Below are 16,106 nucleotides of genomic sequence, written 5' to 3' on the forward strand. Positions count from 1 at the left end.
ACGCGCGGTCATTTTTTCCAGACAATGAGCAGCCCAAGCGTTCGATACACCTGAGTGCGTCGAGCGAATAGGCGCGCCATCTCCCCGTCTTATCCAATACCAACCGGGCGGCCATCGGGTGGATGAACCCGTGCGCCCATACGAGAAAAAAGATGGAAAACCTACAATATCTTGGCCCGATGGGGTGGAGGGTGATCGTTTTCGCCGTCCCGGTCATCGTGGTGGTCATGCTGTTCCGGTGGAGCGGCGTGATCCGCTATATCCCGAACGACAGGCTCGGCATTCTCGAAAAGCTGTGGAGTTTTCGCGGCTCCGTCGAGACCGGCTTCATTGCGCTTTACGGTGAGGCGGGCTTCCAGCCGGAAGTGGTGCGCGGCGGCCTGCATTTCTTCATGCCGTTCCAGTATTCGATGCATCGCGCCAATCTCGTCACCATTCCGCAGGGCCAGATCGGCTACGTCTTTGCCCGTGACGGCGAGCCGTTGCCGCCGACCCAGACACTGGCCTCGAATATCGATGCCGATGATTTTCAGGATGTGCGCAGCTTTCTCACCAAGGGCGGCCAGAAAGGGCCGCAGCGAAAGATCCTGCGCGAAGGGACCTACGCGATCAATCTTGCGCAGTTCATCGTGCTGACCGCGCAATCGACCTATGCCGTCAACCTGAACGCGTCGGAACAAAAACTGTTTGCCGACATGACGACTTTGATCAGCGAGCGGAATGGCTTCGAGCCCGTCGTCATTCATGACGCCGAGGACCTGATCGGCATCGTCACCATCCATGACGGTCCGGCGCTGCCGGATGGCGAGATCATCGCGCCGACTGTTGCCAACAACCCTAGGGATGCAAACTTCCACAATAATTTTCAGGATCCGGAGAAATTTCTCAATGCCGGCGGTTATCGCGGCAGGCAGCTGCAAGTACTGGCCGACGGCAGTTATTTCCTCAACCGCATTTTTGCGACCGTCGAACTTGTGGAGAAGACGATCATCGACGTCGGCACCGTGGGTGTTGTCGTCTCCTATACCGGCCGGCGAAGCGCGGATATCTCCGGCTCGTCCTATCGCCATGGCGAACTGGTCGAGACCGGCGCACGCGGTGTCTGGTCGACGCCGCTTTTGCCGGGCAAATATGCGTTCAACACCTATGCCGGTAATATCATCATCGTGCCGACCACCAACTTCGTGCTCAAATGGACGAAGGAACAGTTCGGCGAGCACAGGCTGGACGAAAATCTTTCCGAAGTGTCGCTGATCACCAAGGATGCGTTCGAACCCGTGCTGCCGCTCTCGGTCGTCGTGCATATCGACTATATGAAGGCGCCGCTCGTCGTGCAGCGTTTCGGCGATATCAAACGGCTGGTCGAACAGACGCTCGATCCGATGGTCTCGGCCTATTTCAAGAATATCGCCCAGACCAAGACGTTGATCCAACTGCTGCAGGAACGCAGCGAAATCCAGCGCACATCCGGTGACGAGATGCGCGAGAAGTTCGGCTCCTACAGCCTCGAGCTGCAGGAAGTGCTGATCGGCACGCCTCGCGCCAATAATGGCCAGAACAGCATAGAGCAGATCCTGATCCAGCTGCGCGAACGTCAGATCGCCGTTGAAAAGGTCGAGACCTATAAATTGCAGGAAGCGGCTGCGATCCAGGAGCGCACATTGCGCGAGAAGCAAGCGCTGGCCGAACAGCAGGCCAAGATCACGACCTCGGCACTCACCATCGAGATTAGCGAGAACGAAGGCAAGGCGCAGCTTGCCCGCACCCGCCAGCAGGCAGAGACCATTCAGGTCACCGCCAAGGCCGAAGCGGAAAAGGTTCGGCTTGCCGGCCTGGGTGAGGCCGACCGGATCAAGGCGATCGCCCTTGCCGATGCCGAGCGCATCAAGGCGACCGGTCTTGCCGATGCCCAGAAGGTGCGCGCGGTCGGTCTGGCGGAAGCGGAAGCCACGGAGAAGAAGGTCGCGGCCTTTGGCGGTCCGGACTATCAGCTCCACTCGCAGGTGCTCATGCGCTTTGCCGAAGCGATCGAGAACGGCAAGCTGCCGCTCGTGCCACAGATCCAGGTCGGCGGTGCCGGCGGTGAGAAGGGCGGCGCCAACGGCCTGGTGGAAATGATGCTGTCGATGCTGGTCGCCGACCGGCTTGGACGACAGGGTGCCCCGGCTGTGGTGCCGGCGCCGGCCGAATAACATTGGATGGGCCGGTCATGCCGGCCCACTTTCATCCTGCCTAAAACGCTGGTCGGAAACTCTCCAGTAGAAGCCCGAAACTGGGCCGCCATTCGAATAGATCGACGCTCGAGTACACGCCGGATCGGACGAAGGGATCTCCCGCGCTGAACGCCTCGAACTCGGCCAGCGCTTCGACTTCCGCGATCACGACGGCGGGTGAACCCCTGCCCTCGGCCGGCGGTGCAGACGGGCCGGAAAGCAGGATGCGGATCGCCGCGCTGCGCAGATAGGCCTTATGTTCCTCGAGCAACCGGGAACGTTCGGCAGCCTTGCCGGGGTTGGATACCGCATAGCGGACAACGATCATTATCTGCTCTCGACCGGCGTCAGCACGAAATCGAAATCGGAGCGCCAGACCGTCGGACGATCGACACGCTCGAAAGGCGCGACGAGGCTGTTTTTGACACCAAACACCGTATCGGATTCCAGATAGGGATCGTCGCCGACAAACGTGTGGGTTACCAGTTTCTGATAACCTGGAGCCGTGATCAGGTAATGGGTATGGGCAGGACGGTAGGGATGGCGGCCGAGGGACGTCAACATCTGGCCGACCGGACCGTCATCCGGGATCGGATAGGAGACCGGCTTGATGCCGACGAAGCTGTAGGCGCCATCTGCGCCGGTGATGAAAATGCCCCGGTTGTTCCATTTCGGCTGGATATCCGGCTGCTGGACGTCGTAGAAGCCATCGGCATTATCCGACCATACGTCGATCCGGGCTCCCTCGATCGGATTACCATCGAGATCCAGCACTCGCCCGATGAAGAGGCAAGTCTCGCCCTTGCCGTCGAGCGAGATGGCTTCGCCCATCTGGCGGACGGGCGCGCCTTCGATATGAAACGGTCCAAACACGGTATTTTCGGTGGCGCCCGGCGGACGCCGGTTGTTGATCGCATCCACCAGCATTGAGAAACCCAGCGTATCGCTGAGCAGGATGAATTCCTGTCGCTGGTCGTGACAGAGATGGCCGGTACGGGTCAGGAAGCCTATGGCCAGTTCCCATTCTTCCTGGGTGAGGCTGATATCCTTGGCAAAGGCATGCAAATGCTTGACAAGCGACGCCATGACTTCGGCCAGACGGGGATTGATGTCCGGCCCCATCCGCGTGTTGACGGCTTCCGCGGATCTCTCTTCGCTGAAATATTCAGGCACGCGGCCCTCCTCCTAACGCGTTAATGCGGCCGTGCGCCTTCCCAGGCGCTCTGCAGCAAAGCCCGGATCGCTTTTCCTTCGATCGGGCGCGGGTTCCAGTAGGGATTCCGGGCGGCGAGTTCTGCCGCAAGGTCCAGATCGGCTTCCTTCATACCCAGATCCCGCAACGCCATCGGGGCACCGATCGAAGCGGCAAAATCATAAAGACCGCTGCCCAGCGAGCCGCCGAAAAGATCGGCAGCGGGCTTGAGCGCATCCAATGCGGCTGCGGCGTTGTAGGCAGCGGAATGGGGCAGAATGACAGCATGGGTTTCTGCATGCGGCAGATCGAAGCTACCGCCCAGCGTATGGCAAAGCTTGTGATGCAGGGCCATTCCAACGGCTCCGAGCACCGTGCCGCACAGCCAGGAGCCGTAAAGCGCTTCGCTTCTGGAGTCGATGTCCCCAGGGGCATTGACGATTTGCGGCAAAGCCTGCTTCAGCGCGCGCAACCCCTCGACCGCCATCATCGACGAAATGGGATTGCGATCCTGCGCATAGAGCCCTTCGACCGCATGCGCCATGGCATTGAGCCCGCTGCTGACGCTGATGTTGACCGGCAATCCCAATGTCAATTCGGGGTCGTAGATCACCACTTCCGGCAGGATGCCGGGGCCGCGGACCGTGATCTTCTGCCCGTTCTCCGTCTGGCCGAGGATTGGAGTAACCTCCGACCCCGCATAGGTCGTCGCCACCACGATCTGTGGTGCGTCGTTGCGATAGGCGATTGCCTTGCCGAGACCGATCGTCGACCCGCCGCCGATCGCGACCACGCAATCGGCACCGGCCATCTCGTATGCCGCCAGCGCGCGCTCGGTCACATCGACCGGCGTGTGCATGACAGCGCCGTCGAATAGTCCCGCCGCAAGCGGGCCGAGGGAAGCGGCGATACGTTGAGCATCGGCTTTCTGGTGCTGGGTCGAAAGGATCAGGGCGCGCTTGCCGCCCTGCCCTGCAATCGCCTCGGCGAGGCGACTCACAGAACCGCTCCCGAAGATGATCTGAGCTGCACTGACCGTGTATCTGAAAGGTGCGACCATGTTATCGATCGAGTTTGAACAGTGAGACTGCATTGGTGCGGCCGATCTTCAGACGGTCGGCTTCGGAGATGGTGGTGCTGTCGAACCAGTTTGCAGCATGATCGACGTTCTCGAAAGGCCAGTCTGTCGAAAACAGAATTCTGTCCGCGCCGATTTCCAACATAGCATCGATCAGCGATTGCGTGCGGAAATTGCCCGACGTCGTAATGTAGAAATTCTCGTTAAAATAATCGGCAATCGGGCGTTTGGCCGGATAGTTCTTTTCTACCTTGACCCACGCATTCCGGTTGTCGATGCGCCACATCATGTACGGCAGTCCCTCGCCCATGTGACCGACGATGATCCGCAAAGCCGGGTGCTCGTCAAACAGGCCGGATCCCATCAGGCGCAGCGCATGAACAGCGGTCTCCTGCGCGAACGCCCATGTCGGACCCATCAGCCAGGAATGGCCGGCATAGATCCGGCTATCCTGCGGTAGCGGGTTGCGCGGGTGCAGATAGAAAGGAACGTTGAGTTTTTCGACTTCGGCCCAGAACGGACGGTATTGCGGCAGGTCGTAGTAGAGCGGCGTTGATCCGTCGCCTTCCTGCGAGAAGCCGTTGACCAGTGCGCCGACGAAACCCATCGTTGTCACGCAGCGCTGCAATTCCTGCGCAGCGGCATCCGGATCCTGCAGGGGCAAAGCTGCAAATCCGAGGAAACGGTTCGGGTTTTTAGCGCATTGCTCGGCCAGAAAGTCGTTGGCACGTCGGGAAATCTCCAGGGCCTTTGCCCTGTCCGGGATCGCCTGCACGGCCGGAGCGTTCAGCGACAGGATCATTTTCTCGATGCCGTGAGCATCCATCAGCCGCAAACGCTTGTCCTGGATATCCAGAAGACGGGCGGACAGTTCCGTCCAGTAGTCGCCCGGCACGAACCCGGCCGAATCCTGCAGCGTCTCGGGAATGGCGAAATGTTCTTCAAGCGCGATCTTGCCTTGCACGATATGCTCTCTTTCCTGTCTTCAATCGAAATAATGAGGATGGCGGATCAGAACTGTCCCTTGGGCGGAAGACCGAGCAGTTGTTGGCCGACCATGGTGCCGACGGCATCCCAGTTCATGGAAATGTGGCGCCCGACGGCATTTGCATCGCGCCATGCCCGCTGCACGGGATTGGACATCTGGAGGCCGAGGCCGCCGGTCGATGCATTGAGTGCTTCGACCGCCCGGAGCGCCAGGCTAACCGCAAAGGACTGGCTGCGGCGGGCGAGAATCCGATCTTCCTCGGTGATCTCGCCGGTACCATCCGCGCGGGCCTGGGCCAGTTGCTGCGCCCGGGCAATATCCCGCAGAATGATTTCGCGGGCAGCATCCACGGATGCGGAGGCTTCCGCCACGCGAAGCTGGATCGTCGGAAATTCGGCGATCTTGTTGTTGCCACCGGCAACCGCACCCCGTGTCACCCTGGTCCCGATGTGGTCGATGTAGCTATCCAATGCGCCCTTCGCCGCACCGACGGCGGCGCTGCCGAGGCAGAACGGAATTCCCATGAGCAGCGGCATGTTGAAAAGGCCGACACCCTCATAGAAGCGCCCGCCCTGCGTTCTGCCGGAGGTCGCGTCCGGAAAGCTCAGTATGCGATATTGCGGAACGAAGACTTCCTTGAGGATCAGGCTTTTTGAGCCGGTACCCGCAAGGCCGACCACATCCCAGGTCTCGGCAATGGCATAGTCGCTGGCGGGAACCAGAAGGAAGGCCGGCATGGGACGCTCGCCCTCGCCGTTTGGCGGAATGATCGCCGCACAGAGGGCCCACTGGGCATTTTCGCATCCGCTCGCAAAGGCCCAATCGCCGGACAGACGGAAACCGCCCTCGACGCGTTCAGCCATTCGGACCGGCGCGTAGGAACCGCAGAGCAGCGCATCCGGATTGCTACCCCACACGTCCTGCTGGACCCTTTCCTCGAACATGGCGAGGAGCCATTGATGCGCGGAAAGGAGGCCGGCAACCCAGCCGGTGGAGGCACAGGCCGACGACAGTTCGATATTTGCATCGACAAGCTCGGCAAACGATCCTTCCGCGCCGCCGAAACGGGCAGGCTTGACGATATCGAAATAGCCGGCGGAGCGCAGCAGATCGATATTGCGCACCGGCACACGGCCGGATTTTTCGGTATCGCGGGCGCCGGCACGGATTTCGTCCAGCACCGGTGCGATGCGATCTGCAAGACATGCGTTCTCGACCCGCGCTGCGGCGGGAAACAGGGCAGCTGTATTGTTCATGGAACGACCTTCAATTCTGGGATGTGGGAAGCGCGTGCTGTGGCGCGCAATATTTCGAGTTTTCGTACATTAGCGGGATCGTGTCGTCGGAGAGGCGTGTATCCACCACCTGCCCGATGAAGATCGTGTGCGTCCCGTAGGGAACCGCGCCCATGCGACGGCAGACAACCGAGGCATGAGCGGAATCCAGCACCATCATGCCGCGCTCATGGCGAACCCAATCGGCAGCCTCGAAGCGCCGCTCAGGCGCAATCTTGCCGCTGAATCCTTCCGACAGGGCGACCTGCCTGTCGGTCAGAATGCTGACTGCAAATTCCGGCACCTCAAGCAGCATGTCATGCAGGTAGGTGCGATTGTTCAGGCAGATGAGGAGAGACGGCGGATCCATCGAAAGTGAGGTGACGGCAGTTGCCGTCATGCCATGGTCCGTACCGTTGCGGCAGGCAGAGATGATCGTCACCGTCGCCGGGAAACGGCGCATGGTCGATCGAAACGCATCGCTGATCGGTGCGGGGGCCGGCACTATGCCGAGAGCAGCAGTGGCAGACATGATTTCCTCCCGTGTTTCCTCGTCGTCAAATTATTGCATTTGCAACTGTTGTCAACGCAAATCTAGAAGTCAGGCGGGAAAAATGTTTGATCTACCCCGCCATTGTCGACGGCTGAAAGCCAATCATGTTGTCATCCCGGTCATTTAGGTGCATGTCGGAGAGAACGTTCAGCAAGCGCCCCGAATCCCGCCAGCAGACAGAGATATGTACAAACTTACCGATTCCGTTCCGTATCTTCTCAATCGCGCCGGCGTGCGGATAGCCGAGGTATTCGCGCAGAGAATTGCCGAAGACGATCTCAGCGTGGCGATGTACCGGGTTCTGGCGATGCTCAAGGAGCGCCGGGAAAGCACGCTGGGGGATCTCGCCGACGTCGTCTCTGTCGAGATTTCGACGCTTTCGCGCCTCGTCGGCACACTGGCCAAGCGCAAGCTGGTGTCGAGAACACGCCCGGAAGACAATGGCCGTATCGTCATCGTCAGGCTGACCCCGCAGGGCGAGGCGCTGACGGAAAGGCTCATGCCGCTTGCCGTGGAGCTTGAACGCACCGCGGTTCAGGGCATGTCGGCCGAGGAGGTCGCAGCCCTGAAAAATGCGTTGCGCCGCATGCACAGCAACCTGCCGGCCATGTCCGCAAAGGGAAAAGTTGCCAGCTGAGAAGTTTGCAGTTGCAAATATTTTATTCGCAAGTATTTAATAGCGTGTCATCGTTGTCTTGACATCGCCCGCTCGCGGGTGAGTCTGGCGCTTGGAGGAACCACGCCGGCAATGATCCAGGAGGATTTGTACATGGATCGGTGCGGACCTGCCACTGGCAGGAGCGTACTTCCTGTACGCAATGTATGGGGAGGGAAAATTGGCCATACAAGATCTCGCTATTTTCAACGAACGCGTTCGCAGCCCGAATATCATCATCGCCCTTTGTGGTCTGCTGATCCTGTTCGACGGGTATGATCTGATCGTTTACGGCGCAGTCGCGCCGGCGCTGCTCGGTGAAGCAAGCTGGGGCCTGACGCCCGGAATGGTCGGAAGAGCTGCTTCCATCACCCTGTTCGGCATGCTGCTCGGCGCGCTCGTTGCGGGAACACTCGCCGACAGGATAGGCCGTCGCAAGGTCATCATCGGCAGCCTGTTGAGCTTCTCCGTTATGATGATCGGCAGCGGTCTTGCACCGAACTTTCTTGTTTTCGAGGCAACACGCTTTCTCGCCGGCCTGGGGCTTGGCGCTCTTTTTCCGACAGTAACAGCGTTGATCATCGAGTTTTCCCCGCCGAAACGGAAGGCGATCGCCTATTCCTTTGCGCTTCTGGGTTATCTGGCCGGCGGCATCATCTCGGGGATCCTCGGAATGTTGCTGATACAGAAATACGGATGGCGTCCGCTGATGATCATCGGCGGCGCACCGATCCTGCTCCTGCCTTTCTTCATCCGCCTCATCCCTGAGTCCCCCGAATGGCTGGCAACGAAGAACCGCCAGGCCGAAGCCAACCAGATCGCAAACCAGTACGGATTGCCCAATCCCCTGGCCAAGCCCGTTGCGGCACGCCAGGTCGGCATCCGGGCGCTGTTTTCCGAAGGTCGCCTGCTACCGACTTTGAACGCATGGGGCATCCACTTCTGTTCGCTTCTGCTGACATTCGGCATGGTCAACTGGCTTCCGACCATTATGAACAAGATGGGCTATGACCTCGGTTCTGCCCTGCTCTTCTCCGTAACGCTCAATCTCGGAGCCGCAGTCGGCCTGCTGATCGGCGCAAGGATTGCCGACCGTGGAAATGTCAAAATTGTCGTGGCAGGTCTGTTTCTTCTCGGAGCCTGCTCGATCTGGTTGCTGACGCAGGTGGATCAGGGCCTCCAGGTTTACGCTCTCGTCGCACTTGCCGGTACGGGAACGATCGGCACGCAGATCCTCGCCAATATTCTCGTTGGAAATCTCTATCCGGTCGAGATCCGTGGAACTGGCCTTGGCTTCTCGCTCGGCATCGGCCGTATCGGAGGTATGATAGGACCGGCCATCGGCGGTGCGGTTCTAGGTGCGGGCCTCGCTCCGCAGTGGAACTTCTACATTTTCGCTTCGGTCGGAGCCGTGGGATGCATCCTCGCACTCATGACATTGCTGTACCGCAAAAAGGCTGATTGATGCCGGATTGTCGGCAGGTTCGCCATCCGGAACCTGCCGACAACTACTAATGAACCATTCCAGGTTTCGCCCTATTGGCGAACTGGTGGACGAGCATGATGCCCTGCTCAAGCAGCAGCTCGGCCGCCCGCAGATTGTGCGGCGCAAGCTCCCCCGAAAGTCCGCGGATCGTATTGGCGATGCAGACGGAGTTGGCGACGAAACGGGCGTCGCCCTCCCCTTCGGCCTCCTCGGCGGTTGCTTCCAAGGCGTCGGCGACGGTGTCGAGCAGGCTCGACCGTTCAACAAGCGTCATGTCGTTCAGGGTTTTCGAAATGCCGTTCATGATTGTCTCCTCGCGCGTGCCCAAGGCGGCCGCAGCGCCGATTTTCTCGATGTGAGTCAGATGGCTATGACTGTCAGATGGAGATGCATGTCTTCAGAAGCAACGCATGGCTGCCGCGCGCTTCACGCATGCGTGCAGCAAGACGCGCGGCTCAAGCACTCATTTCGCACCGATCATTCCTGATGCTTCAGGAGATCGGCAAGCATCGGTCGCTGCCCTTTCAACAGCTTTGTTTCGGCGTCGGCCAGGGAAAACCAGCCGGCGCGATCAACCTCCGGAAAGCTCCTGACCTGGCCCGATTTCGGCGGCCATTCCATTTGAAACTCGGAGCTCCGTATCGCATTCACGTCCAATAGCGGATCGGCTTCGATCGACCATGCGACGACGATCTTGCCGCTGGGCTGTCGGTATTCGCCGAGCGGTGTGGCTATGCCGTCGACTGCCACACCCAGCTCTTCGGCGGTCTCCCTCTTCGCCGCTGCGAGCTCATCCTCTTCCGGCTCGACCAATCCCTTCGGGATCGACCATGCAGCCTCGTCTTTCCCGGCCCAAAAGGGACCGCCCGGATGGACGAGAAGGACTTCGAGGTCCGTGGACAGGCGCCGATAGATGAGAAGCCCGGCGCTACGGATTGCCATCGCGTTCTGCCCTTCCTGCGTCTATCAAGAGGCTAGGCATTCCTCGCAGATGCCGCAGCCGTCGTCGTCCATCCACCGACACCGGCGCTGGCAACAAAGGCAGACACGGCCATCGGGCTGCTCTTTTGTCTCTTCCGGAGGAATGATCTCGATCGTCGGGTCGAAGAGCGTGTCGGCCACAAGTTCCATCATCTCGTCGCTCCATCAGTCTGTTAGACATGAGATAGGAGCGACTACCGATGTCGGCAAGTTCTCGACAGTCGCCGGCGGCAGGGCGCTCCCCTGCCGCCGAGGTTTGGCGATGTCAGTTAATCGCCGGAATACGGGCGATGACCTTTATCTCGAAGTCGAAGCCGGCGAGCCAGTTTACGCCGAGCGCAGTCCAATTCGGATAGGGTGGCTTGCTGAAAACCTGTTGCTTGACAGCCATGATCGTTCCGAACTGGTTTTCAGGGTCGGTGTGGAAGGTGGTTACATCGACGATATCGTCCAGCGTGCAGCCGGCTGCACTCAGCGTGGCCTTCAGGTTTTCAAAGGCCAGCCGCACCTGGCGTTCGAAATCGGGTTCGGCTGTTCCGTCCGAACGGCTGCCGACCTGCCCGGACACAAACAACAGATCGCCGGATCGGATGGCGGCGGAATAGCCGTGTTCTTCGTAAAGAGCGTGCCTGTCGGCAGGAAAGATTGCTTCGCGTTGGGTCATTCTGATCTCTCTTTTTTGTTGACAGCGACCGATGAGCCCGAACAGGGCTTCACAAGTTCGCTCGCCAGTTGATATACGGTACGTATGTGATGTATTCCGTATACGCGGCGTATGTCAACCCATATACGTACCGTATGCGAATTTGAGAGAGTGAAATGGCGAAAACTCGTAGCGAAACGATGCAGGAAAACCGCGTCAAGTTGATCGCGGCTGCACGAAAGGCGTTTGCTCAAAAGGGGTACTCGGCAGCGTCGATGGACGAGCTGACGGCCGACGTCGGCCTGACACGCGGCGCGCTGTACCACAACTTCGGAGACAAGCGCGGGCTGCTGGCCGCAGTTGTCGATCAACTCGACACGGAAATGGCGGCGCGCGCCAAAGAGATTGGGGATCGGGAGGGCAACGACTGGCAGGGCCTGCTTGCGGAGGGCGCGGCCTATATCGAGATGGCGCTCAATCCGGAAGTCCAGCGCATCGTTCTGCTCGACGGACCGTCTGTGTTGGGTGATCCCTCGCAGTGGCCGAGCCAGAATAGCTGTCTACAGGTGACCAAAAACACCGTGGAGCGCCTTATCGCCCAAGGCATCCTCAAGCCGCTCGACCCGGAAGCGACGGCCCGATTGCTGAGCGGCGCGGCTCTCAATGCGGCTCTCTGGATCGCCGCCAGCGAAAATCCGCAAAGCGTGCTGCCAAAAGCGGTCGAGGCTTTTCATGCCTTGGCGGGCGGTTTGCTTGTGCAGCGTTTGTGATCGGCTGCGGGTCAGTGCCCAAGGCTGCCGGCGGCAGCGATGATCTCCGCCGTCGTGGGGAAGACGGAGAGGCTGTTCGGCCCGTCGAGCGCCTCGATGCGTGCCCAGCCGATGGTGCCGTTCGCGTTCACCAGGAAGTGCCCGACGAGCTGGGTAGCGTGATTCGCGAAGATCGCATGATCGGCTTCGGTAAGCTCGAAGCCGTCCTTGGCGTTGAGGATCGTGTTGGCTTCCATCGGGTGCAGCGGTTCCGGCAGTTCGCCGGTCGGGTTGATGCGGGCCGCCTGGAACTGCGCCATCGTTGCGACATAGGGCCATTCGGGCTGCTCACGGCTCCCATCGGGCAGGAACTCGGCATGCGGCACACCGTAGGCCCGATGCGTGCCGCAGTCCGGGTCACATAAAAGCGTTACCGGCGTCGGCCGGTGGCGGAAATACAAGCGGGCACGTTCCACCGGCGTGTTGATAACGGCCACGGTCGCCACCCCGGCGGCGCGCAGCGTCGGCTCTACGCTGGCAAGCTGTTCCAGCTGACGCCGGCAGAACGGGCAGTGAAGCCCGCGAAAGAAACCGATCAGAAACGGGCGACCGCTCAAATCGGCGAAAGAGACCATTCCGTCGAAGTTGGCCGCGGCCAGTGTGAATCCGGGTGCGGCTTCTCCAGGTTGCAGCGGGCGTTTCTGGTCTCCCATGGGATAATTCCTTTATCGTGTCGTCAGCTGGACGACCGAAATTCAACTATACCACGTGTCGCAAGAAGGCCCAGTGTTCGACAGCTGAGACGCTGCGGTTCGACACGCCCTTTGCCGCTGTCACTCCTTCACCGCCCCGGTCATCGAGGAGACGTAGTAATCCACGAAGAACGAGTAGAGGATGACCACCGGCAGCGAGCCGAACAAGGCCCCCGCCATCAGCGCTCCCCATTCGAAGACATCGCCGCGCACCAGTTCGGTCAGTACCCCGACGGGAATAGTTTTATTCTCAGAAGACTGAATGAACGTAAGGGCATAGATGAATTCGTTCCAGGACAGCGTGAAGGCGAAGATCCCGGCTGAGATCAGCCCCGGCACGGCGAGTGGCAGGATGATCTTGGTGAGAATCTGCCACCTGTTGGCGCCGTCCACCAGCGCGCTTTCCTCCAGCTCGAATGGGATCGAGCGGAAGTAGCCCATCAGCAGCCAGGTGCAGAAGGGAATGAGGAAGGTCGGATAGGTGAAGATCAGCGCCAGCCGCGAGTCGTAGATCCCGAGCTTGAAGACGATGAAGGCGAGCGGGATGAACAGGATCGACGGCGGCACGAGATAGGCGAGGAAGATCACCAGGCCGACCGAACGCGAGCCGGTGAAGCGGACGCGCTCGATTGCATAGGCGCCCAGGACCGAGGCCACCAGCGACAGAAAGGTCGAGCAGATCGCGACCAGCATCGTGTTCCACAGCCAGCCCGGGTAGGATGTCTCGAGGAACAGGTATTTGATGTGCGCCAGCGTCGGTCCCACCACCCAGAAGGGGCTGTAATTGCTATAGTCGGTCAGCTGCTCGTTGGGTTTCACCGCGGTGATTGCCATCCAATAGAACGGGAAGAGCAGAACGAAGACGAAGACCGCCATCGGCAGGTAGAGCATGACGATCCGCCGCGGCAGGCGGTTCAGATAGCTCATGCCTTCGGCATTGTCGGTGACGACCTGATCGGCGGTGTTTGAGTGTGTCGACATCGTCATTCTCCCTGAACCTGGTCCTGAGCGGTTCAGTTTTCACCGAAGCGCAGAGCCGTTCTAAAGCTTTTGTTTTTACGCAATTCCGGACGGAAAACCGCTCCGCACTTTTCCGGGAATTGCTCTAATCCTGGCCGCCCTGCTGCCATTTGCGCCGTTGCAGGCCGAAGAAGCTGAACATGATCGCACCGAGCAGGAAGGGCACCATGGCGACCGCGATGGCCGCACCCTCGCCCAGCTGGCCGCCGGGAATGCCGCGCTGGAACGACAGCGTCGCCATCAGATGCGTGGCGTTGACGGGGCCGCCCTTGGTCAGCACGTAGATCAGCTGGAAATCGGTAAAGGTGAAAAGCACCGAGAAGGTCATCACCACGGCGATGATCGGCGTCAGCATCGGCAGCGTCACATAGCGGAAACGCTGCCAGCTGGTGGCGCCGTCGAGCGAGGCTGCCTCCTGCAGCGATGCCGGGATCGTCTGCAGGCCCGCAAGCAGCGAGATCGCCACAAAGGGAATGCCGCGCCAGACATTGGCGACGATGACCGATATGCGCGCATTGATCGGGTCGCCGAGGAAATTGATCGGCCCGCTGATCAGCCCCAGCTTCATCAGCGACCAGGAGATGATCGAGAACTGCGAATCGTAGATCCACCAGAAGGCCAGCGCCGAAAGCACCGTCGGCACCACCCAGGGCAGCAGCACGATCGCCCGGAAGAAGGATTTGTAGGGCAGGTGCTGGTTGAGCAGCATCGCCAACCAGAGGCCGAGCGCGAATTTCAGCACCGAGGCGACCGAGGTATAGAGAATGGTGTTGAAGACCGACAGCCAGAAGACGGAGTCGTCCATCAGGAACTGGTAGTTCTCCAGGCCGATGAAGATGCCGTCGCGGCCGATCCTGGTATCGGTGAAGCCGAGCCAGACGCCGAGCCCCAGCGGGTAGGTGAGAAAGCAGACCAGGAACACCGCCGCCGGCAGCATGAACAGGAAGCCGAGCACATTGTTGTTCTGCAGGAGCGAAGAGACCGGCCCACGTCTATCCCCCGAATTTGCCATCGACATTGCTTATCTCCAGATCGCGTTACTCCCGGAGGAGTTTGCGGCATGCCGAGGGCCGGCACGCCGCTTGTTTTTCCGCCTCTTGCTCAGACGCGATAGTAGCGGTTTGCCCGGCGTTCGGCTTCCTTCATCGCATCTTGCGGCGACATCTGGCCGGTGACGGCGGCCGCATACATGTCGACCAGAACATAGTCGGCCATGGTCGCTGCCGAGGCATAACCGAGCGGGCCGGCATAGCCGTTCGGGCGCAGCTTTTCCGAGGCGCGTGCATAGGGCGCGTGCACCGGATCGGCGGTCCAGATCGGGTTCTTGGCGAAGGCCTTGAGCGGCTGGCAGCAATAGGCGCTGGAGCCCTGGATCCAGGCATTCATCTGGTCGGCTTCCATCATGAACTTGATGTAGGCCTTCGCCGCTTCGGGATATTTGGTGTGTTTGAAGAGAAGCAGCGAGCTCGTCTGGCAAAGCTCGACGCTCTTGCCGACCGGGCCGATCGGGAAGTTCGTCGTGCGGATGTCCTTGGCGATTTCGGCGAGTTTCGGATCGTTCTTGGCGGTGTAATAGACCGAGACGCCGTTGGCGATCAGCGAGACCTGGCCGGCAAGGAATGCGCGGTTGTTGTTGACGTCCTGCCAGCTTTCCGTGCCCGGAATGAAGGTCGCATACAGCTCCTTGGCATAGTTGATCGAAGCCAGCGTTTCCGGGCTGTTGATCGTCACCTTGCCGCCTTCATCGACCATCATGCCGTTATGGCTCCAGAGCAACCAGTGGGCGTAGTTGTTGCCGTCGCCGACGGCCTTGCCGTGCGGGAAGCCGGCCGGCGTGCCCTTTGCCTTCATCGCCTTGCAAAGCTCGAGGAAACCTGCGGTATCGTTGGGGAATTCGTTGAAACCGGCGGCCTTCACGTGGCTGTCGCGATAGACGACGGCATTACCGATCGCCGTCAACGGCATGGCGATGAAGGTGTCGCCGCGCGTCGCATAACCCTTCACGCCGTCGTACCAGCCCTCATATTTATTGCCGAGATAATTGCCGAGTTCGGTGAGATCGACCAGCTTGTCCGGATACTGGTGGGCATCGTCGAACCAGCACATGATGAGATCGGGGCCGGAGCCGACATTGGCGGCCACCGCAGCCTTCGGGCGGATGTCTTCCCAGCTTTCCTTGTCGATGCGCACCTCGACGCCGGTCGCCTCGGTGAACTTCTTGGTGTTGGCGATCCAGGCCTCCTCGTCTCCCTTGACGAAGGGCGTCCAGCGCAGCAGGCGAAGGCTGGCGCCGCTTTCCGGCGTGTAAGTCGGTTCGGCCTGCGCCAGGGACGGCCGGATGCCGAGGCCGGCGGCACCGGCGACGGCAGCCGAGGCGGCAAGAAAGTCACGTCTTCTGATCTTCATGAGATTCCTCCTCAAAAGCGGGTGCGAATTCCTCGTCCTTCACCTCCCGCTTGGTGAACGACGATCCTTGCATCCCCGAAAAGGGATGCTGCCGGCCTGCGGGCGACGAAACGGCT

At 60.2% G+C, this 16,106-nt stretch carries 18 protein-coding genes; 4 read left to right on the plus strand and 14 right to left on the minus strand.

Features of this window, described 5'->3' with window-relative positions:
* The first annotated feature begins 152 nt into the window (after positions 1–152).
* Complete coding sequence (locus RLEG4DRAFT_RS01620) at positions 153–2,192, plus strand: SPFH domain-containing protein (RefSeq protein WP_003574873.1); 2,040 nt, start codon at positions 153–155, stop codon at positions 2,190–2,192.
* Positions 2,193–2,232: 40 nt separating this feature from the next.
* Here the strand turns inward: RLEG4DRAFT_RS01620 and RLEG4DRAFT_RS01625 are convergent, their stop codons facing one another.
* From RLEG4DRAFT_RS01625 to RLEG4DRAFT_RS01650, 6 genes are read right to left on the minus strand one after another with little or no spacing between them, the layout of a single operon-like run.
* Entirely contained in the window at positions 2,233–2,541 is a 309-nt protein-coding gene (locus tag RLEG4DRAFT_RS01625; RefSeq protein WP_003574875.1) for a YciI family protein, read from the minus strand.
* The gene (locus RLEG4DRAFT_RS01630; RefSeq protein ID WP_003574876.1) at positions 2,541–3,386 is read right to left on the minus strand and encodes an intradiol ring-cleavage dioxygenase; all 846 of its coding nucleotides are present in this window, start codon (positions 3,384–3,386) and stop codon (positions 2,541–2,543) included. Before RLEG4DRAFT_RS01630 ends, RLEG4DRAFT_RS01625 begins: the two co-directional genes overlap by 1 nt.
* 20 nt (positions 3,387–3,406) lie before the next feature.
* Positions 3,407–4,465, minus strand: coding sequence for a maleylacetate reductase (locus RLEG4DRAFT_RS01635; protein WP_003574878.1), 1,059 nt, complete (start codon positions 4,463–4,465; stop codon positions 3,407–3,409).
* A 1-nt stretch (position 4,466) separates the two neighbouring features.
* Positions 4,467–5,447, minus strand: coding sequence for a gamma-resorcylate decarboxylase (gene tsdA, locus RLEG4DRAFT_RS01640; protein ID WP_003574880.1), 981 nt, complete (start codon positions 5,445–5,447; stop codon positions 4,467–4,469).
* A gap of 47 nt (positions 5,448–5,494) precedes the next feature.
* Positions 5,495–6,727 (minus strand): flavin-dependent monooxygenase, encoded by a 1,233-nt coding sequence (locus RLEG4DRAFT_RS01645; RefSeq protein WP_003574882.1) that lies wholly within the window; start codon positions 6,725–6,727, stop codon positions 5,495–5,497.
* Positions 6,728–6,737: 10 nt separating this feature from the next.
* Positions 6,738–7,277, minus strand: coding sequence for a flavin reductase family protein (locus RLEG4DRAFT_RS01650; protein WP_003574883.1), 540 nt, complete (start codon positions 7,275–7,277; stop codon positions 6,738–6,740).
* Between the two features lie 205 nt (positions 7,278–7,482).
* On the opposite strand from RLEG4DRAFT_RS01650, the gene RLEG4DRAFT_RS01655 reads away from it, so the two are divergent.
* The gene (locus tag RLEG4DRAFT_RS01655; protein WP_003563845.1) at positions 7,483–7,935 is read left to right on the plus strand and encodes a MarR family winged helix-turn-helix transcriptional regulator; all 453 of its coding nucleotides are present in this window, start codon (positions 7,483–7,485) and stop codon (positions 7,933–7,935) included.
* Between the two features lie 181 nt (positions 7,936–8,116).
* A complete protein-coding gene (locus RLEG4DRAFT_RS01660; RefSeq protein ID WP_171898164.1) occupies positions 8,117–9,418 on the plus strand; it encodes an MFS transporter in 1,302 nt (433 codons plus the stop codon).
* Positions 9,419–9,464: 46 nt separating this feature from the next.
* Here RLEG4DRAFT_RS01660 and RLEG4DRAFT_RS01665 read toward each other — a convergent pair whose 3' ends face one another.
* From RLEG4DRAFT_RS01665 to RLEG4DRAFT_RS01675, 4 genes are all read right to left on the minus strand, one after another.
* On the minus strand, positions 9,465–9,743 hold the full coding sequence (locus RLEG4DRAFT_RS01665) for a hypothetical protein (protein WP_003574886.1): 279 nt from the start codon (positions 9,741–9,743) through the stop codon (positions 9,465–9,467).
* Positions 9,744–9,916: 173 nt separating this feature from the next.
* Complete coding sequence (locus tag RLEG4DRAFT_RS01670; RefSeq protein ID WP_003574887.1) at positions 9,917–10,381, minus strand: NUDIX domain-containing protein; 465 nt, start codon at positions 10,379–10,381, stop codon at positions 9,917–9,919.
* A gap of 24 nt (positions 10,382–10,405) precedes the next feature.
* On the minus strand, positions 10,406–10,573 hold the full coding sequence (locus RLEG4DRAFT_RS40640) for a hypothetical protein (protein WP_003574888.1): 168 nt from the start codon (positions 10,571–10,573) through the stop codon (positions 10,406–10,408).
* 112 nt (positions 10,574–10,685) lie between these two features.
* Positions 10,686–11,084, minus strand: coding sequence for a RidA family protein (locus tag RLEG4DRAFT_RS01675; protein ID WP_003574889.1), 399 nt, complete (start codon positions 11,082–11,084; stop codon positions 10,686–10,688).
* 155 nt (positions 11,085–11,239) lie between these two features.
* Between RLEG4DRAFT_RS01675 and RLEG4DRAFT_RS01680 the strand changes: the two genes are divergently transcribed.
* Positions 11,240–11,833 (plus strand): TetR/AcrR family transcriptional regulator, encoded by a 594-nt coding sequence (locus RLEG4DRAFT_RS01680; protein ID WP_003574890.1) that lies wholly within the window; start codon positions 11,240–11,242, stop codon positions 11,831–11,833.
* A gap of 11 nt (positions 11,834–11,844) precedes the next feature.
* Here the strand turns inward: RLEG4DRAFT_RS01680 and RLEG4DRAFT_RS01685 are convergent, their stop codons facing one another.
* From RLEG4DRAFT_RS01685 to RLEG4DRAFT_RS01700, 4 genes are all read right to left on the minus strand, one after another.
* The gene (locus RLEG4DRAFT_RS01685) at positions 11,845–12,525 is read right to left on the minus strand and encodes a redoxin domain-containing protein (RefSeq protein WP_003574891.1); all 681 of its coding nucleotides are present in this window, start codon (positions 12,523–12,525) and stop codon (positions 11,845–11,847) included.
* Positions 12,526–12,645: 120 nt separating this feature from the next.
* Entirely contained in the window at positions 12,646–13,545 is a 900-nt protein-coding gene (locus RLEG4DRAFT_RS01690) for a carbohydrate ABC transporter permease (RefSeq protein ID WP_003574892.1), read from the minus strand.
* Between the two features lie 124 nt (positions 13,546–13,669).
* Complete coding sequence (locus RLEG4DRAFT_RS01695) at positions 13,670–14,602, minus strand: carbohydrate ABC transporter permease (RefSeq protein WP_003574893.1); 933 nt, start codon at positions 14,600–14,602, stop codon at positions 13,670–13,672.
* A gap of 83 nt (positions 14,603–14,685) precedes the next feature.
* Positions 14,686–15,990: an ABC transporter substrate-binding protein gene (locus tag RLEG4DRAFT_RS01700; protein ID WP_003574894.1), complete on the minus strand. Its 1,305-nt coding sequence runs from the start codon at positions 15,988–15,990 to the stop codon at positions 14,686–14,688.
* Positions 15,991–16,106: the final 116 nt, after the last annotated feature.

Source organism: Rhizobium leguminosarum bv. trifolii WSM2297 (assembly GCF_000271845.1).

What these genes read in the sequence shown, in the direction of transcription:
- RLEG4DRAFT_RS01620 (WP_003574873.1), top strand. Translation starts at nt 153, where the DNA reads ATGGAAAACCTACAATATCTTGGCCCGATGGGGTGGAGGGTGATCGTT.
- RLEG4DRAFT_RS01625 (WP_003574875.1), bottom strand. Translation starts at nt 2,541, where the DNA reads ATGATCGTTGTCCGCTATGCGGTATCCAACCCCGGCAAGGCTGCCGAA.
- RLEG4DRAFT_RS01635 (WP_003574878.1), bottom strand. Translation starts at nt 4,465, where the DNA reads ATGGTCGCACCTTTCAGATACACGGTCAGTGCAGCTCAGATCATCTTC.
- RLEG4DRAFT_RS01645 (WP_003574882.1), bottom strand. Translation starts at nt 6,727, where the DNA reads ATGAACAATACAGCTGCCCTGTTTCCCGCCGCAGCGCGGGTCGAGAAC.
- RLEG4DRAFT_RS01650 (WP_003574883.1), bottom strand. Translation starts at nt 7,277, where the DNA reads ATGTCTGCCACTGCTGCTCTCGGCATAGTGCCGGCCCCCGCACCGATC.
- RLEG4DRAFT_RS01655 (WP_003563845.1), top strand. Translation starts at nt 7,483, where the DNA reads ATGTACAAACTTACCGATTCCGTTCCGTATCTTCTCAATCGCGCCGGC.
- RLEG4DRAFT_RS01660 (WP_171898164.1), top strand. Translation starts at nt 8,117, where the DNA reads ATGTATGGGGAGGGAAAATTGGCCATACAAGATCTCGCTATTTTCAAC.
- RLEG4DRAFT_RS01665 (WP_003574886.1), bottom strand. Translation starts at nt 9,743, where the DNA reads ATGAACGGCATTTCGAAAACCCTGAACGACATGACGCTTGTTGAACGG.
- RLEG4DRAFT_RS01670 (WP_003574887.1), bottom strand. Translation starts at nt 10,381, where the DNA reads ATGGCAATCCGTAGCGCCGGGCTTCTCATCTATCGGCGCCTGTCCACG.
- RLEG4DRAFT_RS40640 (WP_003574888.1), bottom strand. Translation starts at nt 10,573, where the DNA reads ATGATGGAACTTGTGGCCGACACGCTCTTCGACCCGACGATCGAGATC.
- RLEG4DRAFT_RS01675 (WP_003574889.1), bottom strand. Translation starts at nt 11,084, where the DNA reads ATGACCCAACGCGAAGCAATCTTTCCTGCCGACAGGCACGCTCTTTAC.
- RLEG4DRAFT_RS01680 (WP_003574890.1), top strand. Translation starts at nt 11,240, where the DNA reads ATGGCGAAAACTCGTAGCGAAACGATGCAGGAAAACCGCGTCAAGTTG.
- RLEG4DRAFT_RS01685 (WP_003574891.1), bottom strand. Translation starts at nt 12,525, where the DNA reads ATGGGAGACCAGAAACGCCCGCTGCAACCTGGAGAAGCCGCACCCGGA.
- RLEG4DRAFT_RS01690 (WP_003574892.1), bottom strand. Translation starts at nt 13,545, where the DNA reads ATGTCGACACACTCAAACACCGCCGATCAGGTCGTCACCGACAATGCC.
- RLEG4DRAFT_RS01695 (WP_003574893.1), bottom strand. Translation starts at nt 14,602, where the DNA reads ATGTCGATGGCAAATTCGGGGGATAGACGTGGGCCGGTCTCTTCGCTC.
- RLEG4DRAFT_RS01700 (WP_003574894.1), bottom strand. Translation starts at nt 15,990, where the DNA reads ATGAAGATCAGAAGACGTGACTTTCTTGCCGCCTCGGCTGCCGTCGCC.